Raw genomic sequence first — 16939 nt, forward strand, 5'->3', positions numbered from 1 at the left:
TCATAAGTCTCTTTGTACCCGTGGCTGAATGTATCGGGGTTTTCCGCTTTGCGGTTTTGTATGTTTTTAAGCTTCTCATTCCTTGTCTAGCAAGAAAGTAGCACAGCTCATACACTTACCCTACTAGCAAGTGTATGGCATAAAAACTTAATGACTACTTGGTTCTGTGTGCTTCCACGCATCTAATGACTGAACTTGTCTAAGCCAGCGCTGGATATTCGGCAAATCACTTGTAGGAAATTTAGCACGGTTTTGGTCAGCTAACGGAGCGGAGATAGCAAAATCAGCTAAAGAGAGGCCGCTATTGCATACCCATTCTTGGTTAGCTAGGTGATCATCTAGAACTTTAGCGGCTGGAATCAATAACGCCTCCCCTCTCGCTACTTCGGTTAAATCAGGTGAGCCAAGCCCAATCATTCCTTTGATAGAGTTTTCCCAATTGAGCAAACTCACGCCTGGCATAAAATCTTGACCACACCAAAATAACCAACGATTAACATCAGCACGCGCCTTTAGATGGATCGGGTAAAGTGTTTGATTAGGTGTTAGATCAGCTAAATACTGCATGATGGCGTAGGACTCCCAAAGTACAAACCCCTCGTGCTCAAGTACAGGAATCCGATGATTCGGATTGAGCTGCAAAAACTCAGGGGTGGTATGCTCACCCTTAAATAAATCAACAAGTACAAGCTCTGGCTTAAAGCCTAAATGTTCTATTGTCATTAGGACGCGACGGCTACAAGTCGACACAGGGTGATAATAAAAACGCATACTTTAAACCTCTAAATAGATAAATAAGGTAGCTATTATCTACCCTAGCTACTGACAAGTGTTGTCAGTAGGTTATGAGTTATTTCTTAAATAACTCCAGAGCATTATCCGGTTTTTGTTTAGCATCCCGTTAGTTACTTTGCCTTTCTAAAAGACAATACTTGTCCGCCTGTTCGTAAAGTATCCAAGTAATCTGCCCATGCTTGTAGCATCTCGCGGCGCTCCTCCAAATACTCAGCTCGGTTATAGGCGGCTCGAATCTGATTTGTATCTTTATGGGCAAGCTGGCGTTCTATGGCGTCCGGATTCCACCCTAATTGATTCAACAAACTAGAAGCCATTCCTCTAAATCCGTGGGGTGTAATCATTTCATTCCCATAGCCCATTGTTCTAAGTGCTGTCCTTACACCATTGTCGCTTAATGGCTGATTGGCACGTCGGATACTGGGAAACACGTGTTTAAAGCGCCCGGTATAGGGCTGTAATTTTCTGAATATCTCGACCGCTTGCCGAGATAAAGGCACAAGGTGAACGCTTTGATTAGCCTCTTTAACATGCTGAGGTGCTTTCATGCGTTTGATAGGAATCGTCCATAGCGCTTGATCTAAGTCGATTTCTGACCATTCTGCGGCTCTGAGTTCTCCCGGTCTAAGCATGACTAAAGCAGATAATTGCAAAGCACAGCGCACTACCAAAGTTCCTTGGTAAGCATCCATATCTCGCAAGAGCTGCCCAATCTGGATTGGATCAGTGAGGGTAGGAAAGTGTTTTCTAGTCAGTGGCTTTAAGATGATATTGTTATCAATATCAGCCGCTGGATTGCGTTCAGTTAGCTCCAAAGTCACAGCATACTTATAAACTTGGTTGATATATTGCTTGATCCTGCGTGCCGTGTCCCCCGCTCCACGCGCCTCTATCCGTTGAACCAAGCGGATAATATCGGCGGGTTTAACTTCATTGATCTGCATAGCGCCAATCGTTGGAAAAATATCTTTCTCAAACGCTCGCTTTACGTTCTTGGCATGAATTTCTGACCAAATTTCTAAACTTCTAGCCATCCATTCCAAGGTAATAGCCTGAAAGCTGCGCTTATTCATGACAGCTTGCTCTGCTTTCATTTGTTTGCGGTAGCTACTAGGGTTAATCCCACGCGCTAATAAGTCTCTAGCCTCTTCGTGGCGTTCCCGTGCTTCTTTTAAGCTGATGCTAGGGTAAGTTCCTAACGAAAGCTCTTTAGACTTTCCCTCCCAACGATAGCGGTAATGCCAATACTTGCCAGAGGTAGTCACATGCAAGCGTAGACCTCCCCCATCGGCATAATCAGCCGGTTTTCCATTGGCTTGCGGTTTAGCATTCTTAACGATTGAATCTTTTAGTTTTTTAGTCATTTTGTGTAGGTCTCTTTTTTGAGTTCTGAAAACCTACACACTAACCTACACAATTTTGTGGGATACGGTGGAACACCTTGGAACACGATGGGACACAAAAGCCCTTGCAAATAACGGCTTACAAGGGCTTTTGACACATCATGGAACACCATGAAACACTCAGGTAATTGGTATCCCGGCTATTGAATTTAGCTTTTCTGCCCATATAGACCCAACTTGATACTTAGAACATTTGCGGAGCCAGCTTTGGAGCAATATAGAGGAACCACCATATTAAGTGTGCGCCGTCACGGTAAAGTCGTGATTGGTGGGGATGGACAGGTCACACTAGGCAATACCGTTATGAAAGGCAATGCACGCAAAGTGCGACGGCTTTACAATGATAAAGTGCTGGCTGGTTTTGCGGGTGGTACAGCAGACGCTTTCACCCTATTTGAACGCTTTGAATCCAAACTACAAGCCCATAATGGCAATTTAACGCGGGCAGCAGTTGAATTAGCCAAAGATTGGCGGACGGATCGGATGTTACGTCGCTTAGAAGCCCTCTTAATCGTTGCAGATAACACAGCCTCCTTACTGATTACGGGTAATGGTGATGTGGTTGAGCAAGAAAATGATTTGATCGCGATTGGCTCAGGCGGTGCATTCGCCCAATCAGCAGCCCGTGCTTTGTTAGAAAACACTGATTTAAGTGCCCGCGAAATTGTCGAAAAAGGTTTACATATCGCTGGCGATATTTGTATTTATAGTAATCATAATCTGACTATTGAGGAGCTTTAAGTCCATGTCCACTATGACACCCCGCGAAATCGTTCAAGAACTGGACAAGCACGTCATTGGGCAGGATAAAGCCAAACGCTCAGTGGCCATCGCCTTACGCAATCGCTGGCGCCGCCAACAAATGCAAGACCCCTTGCGCCATGAGGTCACCCCCAAAAATATTCTGATGATTGGTCCAACGGGTGTAGGTAAAACCGAAATTGCCCGCCGTTTAGCACGCTTAGCAAATGCTCCTTTCATTAAAGTTGAAGCGACTAAATTCACTGAAGTTGGTTATGTGGGGAAAGAGGTTGATTCCATCATTCGTGATTTAGCGGATGTGGCAGTGAAAATGCTCCGCGAACAAGAAGTAGATAAAGTTCGCTATCGCGCTCAAGAAGCTGCGGAAGAGCGGATTCTAGATATTTTATTACCGCGCCCTAAGCAAGAATCGACTAGCTCTTCAATCAATGCTTGGCTCGAAATCGATCCTGAAGAAGCCACCAAAAAAGAAACCCCAGAAAATAATGCAACTCGCCAAAAATTTCGCAAAAAACTGCGGGAGGGCGAATTAGATGATAAAGAAATTGAGGTCGAATTAAGCGGTGCGAATCTGGGTGTCGAAATTATGACCCCACCCGGCATGGAAGAAATGGCCAGCCAACTGCAAAGCATGTTCCAGAACATGGGCAACCAGAAAAAACGCCGCCGCAAATTAAAAATTAAAGATGCACTCAAACTTCTGACTGAAGAAGAAGCGCATAAAATGGTAAATGAGGAAGAACTCAAACAACGCGCGCTCAATTCAGTCGAGCAAACAGGGATTGTGTTTTTAGATGAGATTGACAAGATTGCACGGAGTGGTCAAGTCAGTGGCGCTGATGTATCGCGTGAAGGGGTACAGCGCGACCTGCTACCTCTTATAGAAGGCTCAACCGTCAATACGAAATATGGCATGATCAAAACCGACCATATTTTGTTTATTGCCTCCGGTGCTTTCCATGTGTCTAAACCTTCGGATTTGATTCCAGAATTGCAGGGTCGTTTGCCGATTCGGGTCGAGATGGAAGCCTTAACTGCCAATGACTTTGAACGTATTTTAACCGAGCCGAGTGCTTCTTTAACCGAGCAGTATCAAGGTTTGTTAGCTACGGAAGGCGTAAAACTTGAGTTCACTAAAGACGCGATTCAGCGGATTGCACAAATTGCCTTTGAAGTGAATGAGCGTACTGAGAATATTGGTGCTCGCCGCCTACACACCGTGATGGAACGTTTATTGGAAGATGTGCTCTATGCAGCCCCTGATTGTGAGGGTGCAAAAGTAGTGGATGGTGCGCATGTGGATGCAACCTTAGGCGAATTGGTCAAAGACGAAGATTTAAGCCGTTATATCCTCTAAGGAGCAAGGCATGACCCCGACAAATTTAACGCTCAACCAAAAATCCCGCGAATTGGTGATTGAATGGCCAGACGGTGAAACACATACTTTAAGCTGTGAATATCTGCGCGTCTATTCACCGTCTGCTGAAGTACGTGGACATGGCCCCGGCCAAGAGAAACTGCAAATCGGCAAGGAAGATGTGAATATCACTGCGATTGAGCCAGTCGGGTATTATGCAGTTAAACTGGTGTTTGATGATAATCATGACAGCGGCTTATATGATTGGAAGCTGCTGTATGATTTAGGCAAAAACCAGCAACAACATTGGGCTGACTATTTACAGCGGTTAGCTGCACACGGCTATCAACGTAAAGCACCGGGGCAAATAATCTAATGGCAGAAGCAAAGAGGCAGAGCTTAACGATGGTACTTGATCAGCTAAAATTCAATGAAGCAGGTCTAATTCCAGCCATTGCCCAGCAACATGACACGGGCGAAATGCTGATGATGGCATGGATGAATCATGCCTCCATTGAAGAGACCCTAAAAACAGGGCGCGTCTGCTATTGGTCACGTTCCCGCCAAGCCTTTTGGCGCAAAGGCGAGTCTTCAGGGCAAATGCAATTACTTAAAGAGCTGCGGTTTGATTGCGATTTAGACACGATTTTATTACTAGTTGATCAAACCGGCCCCGCTTGCCATACCGGACGCCGCCATTGCTTTTTCTATAAGGTAGAAGGGGATCAAGTAGTAGTAGATAGTGAGCCTTTAATTGATCCTAAGACCCTCTACGCATCATGAAACCCATTCTGCTAGGGGTAATTCGCGGTTATCAATTATTCCTTAGTCCTCTGCTTGGGAGTAATTGCCGTTATTACCCCAGCTGCTCACATTACACCCATGAAGCCATCCAAAAGCATGGAGCACTCCGGGGTAGTTGGTTAGGTTTGAAGCGGATTTCGCGCTGTCATCCTTGGCATGAAGGTGGCATTGATTTAGTTCCCGAACCGAAAAATCCACATGCTAAATCCTCAGATAGTTAAGGGTTTAGCAACTTGTCCGCTCATTCCTAAAAAGTTTACACCCAGCTGACGAACCGCTAACTTAGCAGCATTATTGCCAATATTAGCAAACTCAAGAATCATAACAATAAGGTTTAGGTTTCCATGCCGGATAGCCACTACGATCTTGTCATTCAGCATCACGCCTCGGTAGAGCCAGTCGACCGACTGGTTCGTGATCTGCTGATATTGCTAGATAAAGAAGGCGATCCTTATATCGAATATAAACTCTCAGAAGGGCTACTTTTCCCCGAAAGCAAAACTGCTATTCTCGAAAATATCAGTAAAGACGAAGCTGAATATTATCAAAAGCGCTTCCGCGAAATGATGGTTGAAACCTCTTTGCGCCCCACTTTGCAATTAAGCGTTGAGAAGCCTGATGTTGCTGCCGCTAGTTCGAATGACATGCATGTCTGTCCTGCGTGTCATCATCAACAGCCACGCAATCGTTCGGGCATGAATACCTGTCAAAATTGCAATTTAGTTGCGGAAAAATATCAACGTAATCAAAAGCGTGAGGATATTATCGCGCAAGAAAGTCGTATTTATAAATTCCAACAAGACAAACTGATGCGCGAAGCCTTAGAGCGAGCACGTGTCAGTGAAGAGGAACAACTCCGACGTGAAGCGAGATTACGGCTGAGTTTAGAAAGTAAAAAGCGTCCTTTAGATATTGCGATTGGTGTCTCTGCTGTAGCTTTGATGGTGCTTGCAGGGATTTTGATTGTCACAACCATTCAGCGTAAAGAAAACCAAAATTTAGAAGATGCTCAACAGCAAGCCTTGATTGATAATGCTTTACAAAAGACGGCTAAACCAGCAGACAAAACAACTATTGAGAGTGAGGAGGTCGTTGCCAGTACACTTACTTCAGCCACAAGCCTATCCGAAAAACCCTCAGCGCCGGTCAGAGAATCAATTCGCTTAGCTAAAGATAATCAAATAGTGACTCAAGAGGATATTGATAAACTGAAAACCTTATTGGAAACAGACGCTCCCAATCCCTACTTGACTAAAACTAATGCTGAGCAATTTAAACATAATCGACAAAAGTTGCGCCGTTTACTGGAACTAAACAAACCCGATCTTGCAATTGCCTTTGTTAACGAATTGACTGATCAATATGCAGCTGCTTTACTTTTATTGGATGTAGCAAACTCAGAAATACAGCAAGATCATCATGGTAATGAAGGTGACATTTTGCGAACTTTTAATCATTTAATGAGCCGCGCCCCAGCTATTCAACAGCCTTTAGTGAGTGCGAGCTTCAGCCTGATGCTCCACCTTCAAGGACAGGAAGCGAATGCACAAGCTATTCTCAAACCCACCTTGGATGATTTAAAAGCAACTGATAACAGCTTATTGTTTGTCGTTGATGATCAGATGAGCGGCTCAGGGCAAGTACAGAAGCTCAGTATTATTTTACAAATTATTAAAGACTATCATCATTTTGCCCAAACCGAATTGACTCAAGGCTTTATGCAAATTGCTGAGGATGTTTTGAAAACCACCCCAACCGAAGCTTTACCACAAGCAGAAGCAATGACCTTGCTAGCCGCTGCTTGCTTAGTAGTCGGACAGAAAGATCAAGCACAAGCTTGGCTAAGCAAAATCACTGATAATACCGCCCGCGAACAGCTCCTCAACAAACTCAATAGCCTCTAAGCTCAGCTCCAACTAGCTCACCTGCTTTAGAAACTTAGCCATCCATCGCCCACTTTGTGCTTCAGGTTTTAAATCACCTTGTTCTAAGCCACTTAAAGCTTGATCCGCAATGGGATTAGGAATCACACTGCCACGCCGTAATTTCAAGAGACGCTCTTCAAAATCGGTAGTGAACTCAGGGTGACCTTGGAAGGTTAAAATCCGCCCACCATAGACTAAGCCTGCGTATTCACAAAACTCCGAACGCGCAAAAACCTCTGCATTAGCTGGTAATTCCACTACTTGATCTTGATGCATAGCATTAAAAACCATCGTCGGCTGCTCACCCATCCAGTCTTGTGGCTTTTGCACGGTATACTCTTGTAAACCGACACCCCAGCCTTTGCTAGACTTTTCAACGCGCCCCCCTAAAGCGGTGGCAATAATTTGATGACCAAAACAAATACCAATCATTGGCACTTCGGCTTGCCAAACCGCTCGAATGAAATCTTGTAGTTGTAACATCCAAGGCAAGTTCTCATACACACCATGCCGTGAGCCAGTCACTAACCAAGCTGCACACTCCTGTGGATTTGCGGGCAATTGATTATCCAAAACCGCATAAACTTTAAACTCAAGACTACTATCCGCTGCGCCCAATAAGCGTTTGAACATATCCGCATAAGAGCCATAAGCGCTTTGTAATTCTTCAGGTGGACGACCTGTTTCTAAAATACCAATTAACATGACTGTCTCACAATAAACCTGTTGGAGCGCGTACTGCGCCCTTTTTTTCTGCCAACAAACATAAATAATCATGCGCTAGGGTGGCAGCCGCTAAAGTAGTCACTTCAGCCACATCGTAAGCTGGTGCGACCTCAACCACATCCATCCCAACTAAATTGAGTTGCCCTAAAGAGCGTACAATTCCTAAAGCCTGTGCGGTACTTAAACCACCAACCACAGGCGTCCCAGTACCAGGGGCAAATACAGGGTCTAGGCAATCAATATCAAAGCTTAAATAAACTTTCTGATTACCAACCCGCTCATAGATTTCCTCAACCGTGCGTTTAATCCCTTCGCGATGTACCCAAGGCGCGGTCAAGATGCGGAACCCATGATCAGAATCGTTGTAGGTACGAATACCCACCTGCATAGAATGTGCCACATCAATTAAGCCTTCGCGCTTCGCCCGTAAGAACATACTGCCATGATCAAACCGCGAACCATCATCCTCCCAAGTATCACAATGTGCATCAAAATGCAGCAAGGCGACTGGCCCATGCTGTTTAGCGATGGCGCGCAAAATCGGATAAGTCACAAAGTGATCGCCCCCAAAACTAAGCGGACTAGCATCAGCTGCCAAAATTTGGCTGATATGTTCTTCAATGCTAGGAATAATCGTTTCTGGATGATGCGGATCTAAAAAGCAATCGCCATAATCTACAACGGCTAAATGCTCAAACGGATGAAAGCCAAAAGGAAACGCTTTCAGCTCGGCTAGCTGCACAGAAGCAGCACGAATTGCGCGTGGCCCTAAGCGCGCTCCTGAACGATAAGTCACCGCTGAATCATAGGGAATCCCACTAACCACCACATCAGCACCCGTTAAATCCCGGCTATAACTGCGCCGTAAAAAACTCAAAGCACCACCATAAGTCATTTCAGGGGCTTGCCCCAACAAACCTTTACGTCGAAACGCCTGATCACCGTATTCGGGCTCAGACGGATGAATTGAATCCTGCATGCCTAGATCTCGATCTTTGTGAAAAGTGTTAGCGATTATTTAACGCAAGTTTTACCCCAAAGCCAATTAAAGCCAAGCCTGCTAGTCGGGTTGCTAACTTCCGAGCAGAAGGCAAAGCCTTTAAATACTGGGCGAGTTGATTACCAATCAGCACTAAGCCTACTTGATAAACCAAACTCAAGAAGGTCACATGGAGCATCATCACCGCTAAGGTGATTGAGGAGGCTTCAGGGCGTAAAAATAAGGGAAAGAAAGCAACAAAAAATAGAATGACTTTGGGATTGGTCAAGCTCACAGCGAAAGCCTGACGAAAATAAATCCATGAATTTTGTTGCGGTTCAGGTTTAACAGAACTGGCTTGCAGCGAAGAGCGTAGTAGTTGCATACCCATCCAAGCTAAATAAGCAGCACCAAACCACTGTAAGCCCTTAAAAAGCAGCGGGTTAGCCTGCATAATAGTGGCCAAACCCGCAACGGCTGCCACCATATACAAGAAGTCACCTAATAAAGTACCCAGCACAGCTCCCAAGCCAGCTTTAACTCCATTGCGCGCCGTTGCATTTAAGATGGCTAAAGTCCCTGGCCCCGGAATCAACTGAAAGACCAGGATGGCTGCAATAAAACTAATGTAGTTCTGAATATCGAACACAGACTATCCTTATACCATACCTAAATAAGTTTCATACTCCGCATCTGTAATGCGACTGGCAAATTTATCTAACTCTTGCTGTTTAATGGCCGTAAACAAATCAACAAAGACATCTCCCAGTAACTCGCGCATTAAAGTGCTCTTCCGTAAGGTATCAATGGCTTCATACCACTGGGTTGGCAAGGCATGCTCCACCGACAGGTTCACATAAGTATTGCCGGTACTGGGTTCACCCGGATCAATATTCTGGTCGATGCCATATAAGGCAGCACTTAAAATTGCGGCTAGCACTAAATAAGGGTTGGCATCTGCACCGGAGACGCGATGCTCAATCCGCCGTGCTACATCTGGGCTATCTGGAATCCGGACTGACACGGTACGATTTTCATAGCCCCAATTCGCTGCGACTGGAGCACAATTGCTAGGGCGTAAACGGCGCCAAGAATTCAGATGCGGTGCAAAGATCAGCATTGAACCTTGCATAGACTGGAGCACTCCGCCGACTGCATGGCGTAAAGCAACACTACCGGTGTTTGTACCGTTGGAGAAAATATTCCGCCCTTCACGATCCAGCACACTGAAATGCACATGCATACCGCTACCCATTTCATCACCATACGGCTTAGCCATGAAACTTGCCAGATGCCCCTGCTGATAAGCGATATTGCGCACAATCCGTTTAAATAGCACCGCATGATCAGCTGCCAAGAGAGCATCATTGACGTGATTCAGATTAACTTCAAACTGCCCCTCACCAAATTCAGAAATAATCGAATCTGCTGGAACCTCCTGAAGCCGACAGGCAGAGCGAATCGCCTCTAAAATCGGACTGAAACAATCTAAATTACGCAGTGCATAAGGATTAGGTTGAGCGAATTTAGTTTTCGGTAGTAAGGTCGAGGGCAATGGGCGGCTTAACTGCTCCGAAGCTTTATCAAATAAATAAAACTCTAGCTCTACCGCAACTACTGGAGTTAGACCTTGAGCCGTATACTTTTTTAACACTGCCTCCAACAGTTGCCGTGGATCAGCCGCGAAATAACCACCATCTAATTGGCGCATCATCGCTAACATTTGATAGTGTTCGCCCTCTTTCCAGGGCACAGGTATGAGCTTAGGTGAAACAATTTGGCATAAACCGTCACTATAACCGGCCTCAAAAGCGCAGCTAGTACCCTCAACATCCTCACCCCAAAAATCCAGCCCCATCACCGAACGAGGCATCTTGAAGCCCTCGTGAAGAAATTTACTTGCTGAAGCAACCGGCACTCGTTTACCGCGCTGATGACCGTTTAGGTCAGTAATGAAAATATCAAGCTCTGCTGTTGGTGTAGGCTGGTTTAGCTGATCCATGATTAATTGTCCGTTTCACAAGGAGAGCCTAAGCTCACTATCGATATAATTGTGATCACAAATTTTCTAAGGGTCAAGGCTTGTTTTAGTTATTGACCCCTGATTTTAACCTAAAATCGTTAGGTTACCGTCTAGAAATCATCAAGATTGTGATCATATAATAACGCCTCAATTGTTAAACACAGGACATCATGAACGCCAAAACTACCCCGCTTTTGTCCTTAACGCCCTTGGAAAAAACACCTGCTCAAGGGGTGAATTTATGGGTGTATCACTCGCTACGCCGCGCTTTAATGTGCGGGCAAATTGAACCCGGTTTACCCTTAACCATTCGTGGTTTAGCGGAGCTTATGCATGTAAGCCCGATGCCAGTGCGCGAAGCTTTACATCGCTTAACTTGCGAAGGTGCGGTGGAAGTACGGGATAATCGCCGGGTGATGGTGCCGCAAATGACCGCCGCTCGTTTTAAAGAGTTGTACGAATTACGCATTGTGCTGGAAACGCATGCCGCAGAAAGCGCTTTACCCTATTGCCGCCCCGAGCATATTACCGAACTAGAGCGCTTAGATGCTCTCATTGATCTTGCTTACCAACACAGCGATACCGGTGAAGGTAGTCTGGCTAATCAAGAATTTCACCGCTATTTATACCAGCGTAATCCCTTCCAAGTAGCTGTCCCGTTGATTGAAAGTATTTGGCTACAACTTGGGCCTTTTGTGCGGTTTGCTAAAAGCAAACTCACGCAACATTACCGAATTGATCGGCACAAAGAAGCCTTGCAAGCCTTACGCCAACAAAACGCTTTTGCCTTACGCCGTGCGATTGAAGCGGATATTCGCGATGGTCTTGCCTCCATCCAAGCCGTCGAAGGCATCCATGAACATTTTAAAGAGCAGGCTTTATCTGCTTAAGTGAGGAGTATTTTAATGAATAAACCAGCCAGTCCGAATTGGGCAGAACGCGCCAAGCAACTCAATATTCAAGGTAAATCCTTTATTAATGGTCAATATGTGAGTGCTGCTTCAGAACAAACCTTTGATTGCATTAGCCCTATCGATGGTCGTCATCTGACTCAAGTTGCCGCTTGCGATCAAGTTGATGTAGACAAGGCCGTCGCGGCTGCACGCGCTGCCTTTAATGATGGGCGTTGGAGTCGTTTACACCCCAGTAAACGCAAGTCGGTTTTATTACGCTTAGCTGATTTGATTGAAAAAAACGCGGATGAATTAGCCCTGCTTGAGACCTTAGATATGGGCAAACCGATTCGCGATAGTTTGAGCATTGATATTCCTGCTACTGCGCGCTGTTTCCGTTGGTATGCTGAAGCAGTCGATAAGCTGTATGACGAAGTTGCCCCCACCGCACACAATGTTTTAGCCACGATTACCCGCGAACCGTTAGGGGTTTGTGGTGTGATCGTACCTTGGAACTTTCCATTGATTATGGCGGCTTGGAAACTTGCACCCGCATTAGCTGCTGGTAATTCGATTGTTTTAAAACCTGCCGAACAATCTTCACTAACCGCAGTACGCCTTGCTGCTTTAGCCGCAGAGGCAGGCATTCCAGATGGTGTCCTGAATGTAGTGACTGGTTTAGGCCAAGATGCGGGTCAAGCGATTGGTTTGCATAGGGACATTGATGGGGTGTTTTTCACTGGTTCGACTGCAGTGGGCAAATACATTTTGCAGTACTCTGCGCAATCGAATATGAAGAAAGTTGGCCTCGAATGTGGCGGCAAGTCAGGCCATATCATCTTAGCAGACTGTGGCGATTTAGATGCGGCTGCGGAAGCGGCAGCCTTTGGGATTTTCTTTAATCAAGGTGAAATGTGTTCTGCAGGTTCGCGCTTGATTTTAGATGCACCAATTCGCGATGCGGTCATGGATAAAATTCTTAAATTTGCTAAAAGTATGCAGCCCGGTGATCCACTTGATCCTACTACCCGTTTAGGTGCGATGGTGGATAAAACCCATACTGAACGGGTCATGGACTATATCGCTAGCGGCAAGCAAGAAGCAGAGCTATTAGTGGGTGGTAAGCAAGCACGTCTCGAAACCGGCGGCTGTTATATTGAGCCGACCGTGTTTGATAAGGTGAGTAATCAAGCACGGATTGCTCAAGAAGAAATCTTTGGCCCAGTCCTAGCTGTCATCACAGTCAATGGGGTTGATGAAGCGATTCAGGTCGCAAATGAATCCATTTATGGCTTAGCCGCAGGGGTGTGGAGCGACAATGTGAATACCCTATATAAAGCGACCCGCGCACTGAAAGCGGGCGTGGTGTATGCCAATTGCTATGATGCCGATGACATTACCACGCCTTTTGGTGGTTATAAGCAATCAGGGATTGGCCGCGATAAGTCACTACATGCTTTTGATAAATATACCGAACTTAAAACCACCTGGCTAAAGCTCAGATAAATACTCAAAAACCGAACAATTAGCCTAAACTTTAGGCAGCTCATTAGAATGATATTTAAAGTAACAATTTTGTGTTACTTTAAATCATTAGGGTTGGATTGTTACGCTACGCACAGTAACAGTTTCGTAGTGCTTCCTACCCTCAGGCACTGACATCTAAGCCATTCACTTGACCTCGTGAATGGCTCTTTTTTAATAAAACTCCTTATTTAAAACTGTTTGAATCACCAACGCTGATGGATGCGCTTGAAATACGAAACGAATTAAATAACATTTTAACGAGTCGTTGTTTTCGCTCTAGGCGTGTTTTGCGTAACTTTCTAGCTTATGTGGTAGAGAGTCATTTAGCGGGTGAAGTCCCTAATCAAAAAGATATTGCTGTGCATGCTTTAAGGCAGTCTAATGATTTCAATGACTTAGAAAACCCCTTAGTACGTATTCAAGCAGCTCGCTTACGCAAACAACTAGACGAATATTATGCCAATGAAGGCTATTTCAATACAATCCGCATTAGTCTACCTCGGGGTGGTTATCAACCTAGATTCACAAACGATTTAAAAAACTACCCAACTGCCTATGAACCACAGAACTCCAGTCTTTCACTAGGGCCAAATTTAATTTGTATTCCACGTGACTGCACGGTTCAGAAAGACCATTGGGAATTTATTGCCTGCTTAAGTCGTGATTATGTGAGCGCCTTAAGTAAGTTTAGCTTCTTCCAAGTTTTATTTATTGATGAAAATGCCGCTCAAAATTTACAGTGGCCAGATGATTTAGCTGAAAAATATCAGGCAGACTTTGGCCTCTTTTTTAATTTGTATAAAAACGATGCTACTTATAACTTAAAAACTACCTTAGTACATCGCTTAACTATGGAAGTTGTTTGGGAAAAAGTCTTTGAACTCGGTAGTGAATATCCATCTCTGCTACTCAAAGATAAAATTTTCAAAAAAATCTCTCATGAAATTTTAAGTTACGAATGTGGTATCGCACACAACTATTGGGCACGCTATTGGTTAAGTTTAAATAAGCCTATTCCTCCCCAATACCAAACTTTAGTTATGGTACGGCCCTATGCTTGGAGTATTACAGCAAAAAACTTTTATACTACCTTATTGGTCTGTGAAGAGCGTTTAAAATCCTTTCCTAACGACATAAATGCACTTATTATGAATGCAGATCATTGTCGTATTGAGTATCTTTTAAAATACAATTTCACTTCTAATTTAGAAAAAAAATTAGCCTTCTCAGTTGATCAATTACAAAAAAATGCGCCTTACAATGCTTATACTTATTTATTTACAGCTTTCCTTTATATGCTGGAAAATGAAACCGATGCTGCTCTTCAAGCTGTAGAAAAGGCTCAAACACTTAACTCACTAGATACCCATCTAAACATTTTAGCAGGTCTTCTATATATGTCTTTGGATAAATGGGAGCTAGGAGCACAGCATGTAAAAGACTGTATTGAAATCAGCTCATTCTATCCCGACTGGTACCATGTCCCATTAAGCATTTTCTATTACAAAAATGGGAACTATCCTGAGGCAATAAAAGAAGCTCGTCAGATCAAGTTTCAACACTTGTGGAAACCGATACTAAGGTCATCTTTTTACGGGGTAAATAATTTAAAAGAGAAAAGCATAAAAGAGTATAAAAACTTACTACTAGAGCATCCAGACTTTGATCATAAACAAATAACCTTGACCCGTAATTTTAGTAACAAGGCACAAACTATTATTAATAAAATTTGGACACACCTACCACAATACCCCAGTGATTAACTTACCACTTTACTCTTTCCTAGCTAGTTTATAGCTTATACAGAAAGTAACAATTTTCTGTTACTTCAACTAACAACTGCTTAATTGTTATGCTTTATAAGCATTACATTGCTTTATCTATATCCCTCGCGACTTTACCTCAGTACATAATAATTGGGTATGCCCTAACTGCTTAGTCACTAATTAACCAAGGCTAAGCAGTTAGAGCCTTCCATCAATCAACACTAAACTAATGTGTAACAAATTTTTGTTACTACAAGTTAGCAGAATGGCTTGTTAATCTCTAACTCGAAAGCTTTCATTGTTACGCTCTATATCTTAAGCATACATAATGCTGCTTGGCTGCTTAGACTTACCGGGTTTGGCAGCCTTTTTCTTTAGCCAAGTACTTAAAATAAGATGCTTATTGCAGCACAGCATGTTACAGTCGCTGCCCTCTGTTTAGCTAAACAAGCTTAACAATACCGCGACATCCTTAGTTGTTTGATCCCGTCCTGCTTTATGCATCTAGATCAGCCCCTCCCTTGAGTGCCAATTACTGTATGCCGCTCTCCAGCTTGAGTTATTTGACTTAAGCAAATGCGCAATTCCTAAGTTATTGAAGGGAAAATTATGAGTTTTACTGATCTAGGCCTAGATGCGGCCTTAGTCCGTGCTGTGCAAGAAAAAGGCTATACCCAAGCTTCACCCATTCAAGCCCAGGCGATTCCAGCGATTTTAAAAGGCAGCGATTTAATGGCTGCGGCACAAACGGGCACTGGCAAAACGGCGGGGTTTACTTTACCCCTGTTACACCGATTGAATTTAGGCAAGCCGGTGCGTAGCAATCGTGTGCGTGCTTTAGTGCTTACCCCAACGCGCGAATTAGCTGCCCAAGTACATGATAGTGTGCAAACTTACGGGCAGCATTTGCGTCTGCATTCAGCGGTCGTTTTTGGTGGGGTTAAAATCAATCCGCAAATGATGCGCTTACGCCGTGGTGCAGATATTTTGGTAGCCACTCCGGGGCGTTTGCTAGATTTGTATGAACAAAATGCGATTCAATTTAATGACTTAGAAATTTTAGTCTTAGATGAAGCAGATCGTATGTTAGATATGGGCTTTATCACCGACATTCGCAAGATTCTCGCACTCTTACCTAAACAACGGCAGAATTTATTATTTTCGGCTACTTTTTCTGAAGAAATTCGTAGTCTTGCGAAGGGCTTATTAAAGAGTCCGGTTGAAATTAATGTTAGCCCGAAAAACTCGACCGCTACCGCAGTCGAACAAATTATTTACGAAGTCGACAAAGCCCAAAAGACTGCTTTGCTCGCGCATTTAATTAAAGAACAGCAATGGGAACAGGCGTTAGTCTTCAGCAAAACCAAGCATGGTGCCGATCGTTTAGTCCGCCAATTAACTAGTATTGGTGTCGTTGCTGCGGTGATTCATGGGAATAAAAGCCAGAATCAACGTACTGAAGCTTTAGCGGGTTTTAAACAAGGCAAAGTACAGATTTTAGTAGCAACCGATATTGCTGCACGCGGGATTGACATTGACCAATTGCCACAAGTGGTGAACTTTGATCTCCCGCAAGTGGCAGAAGATTATGTACATCGGATTGGCCGTACTGGCCGTGCAGGCGCTAAAGGCCAAGCGATTTCTTTGGTCTGTGCGGATGAAGCTAAGCAGTTGATTGATATTGAAAAACTGATTAAGCGCAAATTCCAACGCCAACAAGTGGATGGTTTCGAGCCTGAGCATAATGTGCCACACACAGCGCCTAAACAGAAACCAGTACCCAAAGCGGTTACGAACGACAAAACTACTAAAGGCAAAAGCTTCGCGCCCAAATCATTAGCGATTAAACCGAAAGCAGCGAAAAATATTAAAGCCGCAGAGCCGGGTAATCGTTCACGCGCTAATCAACGTCGGCGAAAAACCGCGTAAATTCTTAAGAGGATACTGCTTCAATAAGCAGTATCCTTACTTTAGCAAGA

At 44.2% G+C, this 16939-nt stretch carries 16 protein-coding genes; 10 read left to right on the forward strand and 6 right to left on the reverse strand.

The annotated features are described in order from the left end of the window. Positions 1-147: 147 nt before the first annotated feature. Positions 148-771, reverse strand: a complete 624-nt coding sequence (locus Q0230_RS09150; protein ID WP_298609647.1) for a glutathione S-transferase family protein — start codon at positions 769-771, stop codon at positions 148-150. A 134-nt stretch (positions 772-905) separates the two neighbouring features. After that, positions 906-2159 (reverse strand): integrase arm-type DNA-binding domain-containing protein, encoded by a 1254-nt coding sequence (locus tag Q0230_RS09155; RefSeq protein ID WP_298609649.1) that lies wholly within the window; start codon positions 2157-2159, stop codon positions 906-908. A 246-nt stretch (positions 2160-2405) separates the two neighbouring features. On the opposite strand from Q0230_RS09155, the gene hslV reads away from it, so the two are divergent. The 6 genes from hslV to Q0230_RS09185 all read left to right on the forward strand — a co-directional run bounded on the left by hslV (position 2406) and on the right by Q0230_RS09185 (position 7025). Next, positions 2406-2939, forward strand: a complete 534-nt coding sequence (hslV, locus tag Q0230_RS09160; RefSeq protein ID WP_078923294.1) for an ATP-dependent protease subunit HslV — start codon at positions 2406-2408, stop codon at positions 2937-2939. 4 nt (positions 2940-2943) lie between these two features. Beyond that, on the forward strand, positions 2944-4317 hold the full coding sequence (gene hslU / locus Q0230_RS09165; protein ID WP_298609653.1) for an ATP-dependent protease ATPase subunit HslU: 1374 nt from the start codon (positions 2944-2946) through the stop codon (positions 4315-4317). A 10-nt stretch (positions 4318-4327) separates the two neighbouring features. Then, a complete protein-coding gene (locus tag Q0230_RS09170) occupies positions 4328-4693 on the forward strand; it encodes a DUF971 domain-containing protein (RefSeq protein ID WP_298609655.1) in 366 nt (121 codons plus the stop codon). Then, entirely contained in the window at positions 4693-5100 is a 408-nt protein-coding gene (hisI, locus tag Q0230_RS09175; RefSeq protein WP_298609658.1) for a phosphoribosyl-AMP cyclohydrolase, read from the forward strand. Before Q0230_RS09170 ends, hisI begins: the two co-directional genes overlap by 1 nt. Then, entirely contained in the window at positions 5097-5342 is a 246-nt protein-coding gene (yidD, locus tag Q0230_RS09180) for a membrane protein insertion efficiency factor YidD (RefSeq protein WP_298609661.1), read from the forward strand. Before hisI ends, yidD begins: the two co-directional genes overlap by 4 nt. A gap of 123 nt (positions 5343-5465) precedes the next feature. Continuing rightward, on the forward strand, positions 5466-7025 hold the full coding sequence (locus Q0230_RS09185; RefSeq protein ID WP_298609664.1) for a hypothetical protein: 1560 nt from the start codon (positions 5466-5468) through the stop codon (positions 7023-7025). Between the two features lie 12 nt (positions 7026-7037). On the opposite strand, the gene Q0230_RS09190 is transcribed toward Q0230_RS09185, so the two are convergent. From Q0230_RS09190 to Q0230_RS09205, 4 genes are read right to left on the reverse strand one after another with little or no spacing between them, the layout of a single operon-like run. Continuing rightward, positions 7038-7751: a gamma-glutamyl-gamma-aminobutyrate hydrolase family protein gene (locus tag Q0230_RS09190; RefSeq protein WP_298609666.1), complete on the reverse strand. Its 714-nt coding sequence runs from the start codon at positions 7749-7751 to the stop codon at positions 7038-7040. Between the two features lie 7 nt (positions 7752-7758). After that, entirely contained in the window at positions 7759-8751 is a 993-nt protein-coding gene (gene speB / locus Q0230_RS09195; protein WP_298609668.1) for an agmatinase, read from the reverse strand. A 28-nt stretch (positions 8752-8779) separates the two neighbouring features. Next, a complete protein-coding gene (locus tag Q0230_RS09200; protein WP_298609671.1) occupies positions 8780-9400 on the reverse strand; it encodes a LysE family transporter in 621 nt (206 codons plus the stop codon). A 9-nt stretch (positions 9401-9409) separates the two neighbouring features. Further along, complete coding sequence (locus tag Q0230_RS09205; RefSeq protein WP_298609673.1) at positions 9410-10753, reverse strand: glutamine synthetase family protein; 1344 nt, start codon at positions 10751-10753, stop codon at positions 9410-9412. Between the two features lie 191 nt (positions 10754-10944). On the opposite strand from Q0230_RS09205, the gene Q0230_RS09210 reads away from it, so the two are divergent. The 4 genes from Q0230_RS09210 to Q0230_RS09225 all read left to right on the forward strand — a co-directional run bounded on the left by Q0230_RS09210 (position 10945) and on the right by Q0230_RS09225 (position 16889). Continuing rightward, positions 10945-11664 (forward strand): GntR family transcriptional regulator, encoded by a 720-nt coding sequence (locus tag Q0230_RS09210; protein WP_298609674.1) that lies wholly within the window; start codon positions 10945-10947, stop codon positions 11662-11664. Between the two features lie 15 nt (positions 11665-11679). Next, positions 11680-13173: an aldehyde dehydrogenase gene (locus Q0230_RS09215; RefSeq protein ID WP_298609675.1), complete on the forward strand. Its 1494-nt coding sequence runs from the start codon at positions 11680-11682 to the stop codon at positions 13171-13173. Between the two features lie 308 nt (positions 13174-13481). Beyond that, on the forward strand, positions 13482-14957 hold the full coding sequence (locus tag Q0230_RS09220) for a hypothetical protein (RefSeq protein ID WP_298609677.1): 1476 nt from the start codon (positions 13482-13484) through the stop codon (positions 14955-14957). 612 nt (positions 14958-15569) lie between these two features. Next, positions 15570-16889 carry a DEAD/DEAH box helicase gene (locus tag Q0230_RS09225; RefSeq protein ID WP_298609678.1) on the forward strand — a complete coding sequence of 440 codons (1320 nt, stop codon included), beginning with the start codon at positions 15570-15572 and terminating at the stop codon, positions 16887-16889. Positions 16890-16939: the final 50 nt, after the last annotated feature.

This window comes from uncultured Thiothrix sp., from assembly GCF_937876535.1.
Lineage (GTDB): Bacteria > Pseudomonadota > Gammaproteobacteria > Thiotrichales > Thiotrichaceae > Thiolinea.

Excerpts from the sequence above, each read along its gene's own strand:
- hslU (WP_298609653.1), top strand. The coding sequence starts at position 2,944 with ATGTCCACTATGACACCCCGCGAAATCGTTCAAGAACTGGACAAGCAC.
- speB (WP_298609668.1), bottom strand. The coding sequence starts at position 8,751 with ATGCAGGATTCAATTCATCCGTCTGAGCCCGAATACGGTGATCAGGCG.
- Q0230_RS09170 (WP_298609655.1), top strand. The coding sequence starts at position 4,328 with ATGACCCCGACAAATTTAACGCTCAACCAAAAATCCCGCGAATTGGTG.
- Q0230_RS09215 (WP_298609675.1), top strand. The coding sequence starts at position 11,680 with ATGAATAAACCAGCCAGTCCGAATTGGGCAGAACGCGCCAAGCAACTC.
- Q0230_RS09190 (WP_298609666.1), bottom strand. The coding sequence starts at position 7,751 with ATGTTAATTGGTATTTTAGAAACAGGTCGTCCACCTGAAGAATTACAA.
- Q0230_RS09210 (WP_298609674.1), top strand. The coding sequence starts at position 10,945 with ATGAACGCCAAAACTACCCCGCTTTTGTCCTTAACGCCCTTGGAAAAA.
- Q0230_RS09225 (WP_298609678.1), top strand. The coding sequence starts at position 15,570 with ATGAGTTTTACTGATCTAGGCCTAGATGCGGCCTTAGTCCGTGCTGTG.
- yidD (WP_298609661.1), top strand. The coding sequence starts at position 5,097 with ATGAAACCCATTCTGCTAGGGGTAATTCGCGGTTATCAATTATTCCTT.
- hisI (WP_298609658.1), top strand. The coding sequence starts at position 4,693 with ATGGCAGAAGCAAAGAGGCAGAGCTTAACGATGGTACTTGATCAGCTA.
- Q0230_RS09205 (WP_298609673.1), bottom strand. The coding sequence starts at position 10,753 with ATGGATCAGCTAAACCAGCCTACACCAACAGCAGAGCTTGATATTTTC.
- Q0230_RS09155 (WP_298609649.1), bottom strand. The coding sequence starts at position 2,159 with ATGACTAAAAAACTAAAAGATTCAATCGTTAAGAATGCTAAACCGCAA.
- Q0230_RS09150 (WP_298609647.1), bottom strand. The coding sequence starts at position 771 with ATGCGTTTTTATTATCACCCTGTGTCGACTTGTAGCCGTCGCGTCCTA.
- Q0230_RS09185 (WP_298609664.1), top strand. The coding sequence starts at position 5,466 with ATGCCGGATAGCCACTACGATCTTGTCATTCAGCATCACGCCTCGGTA.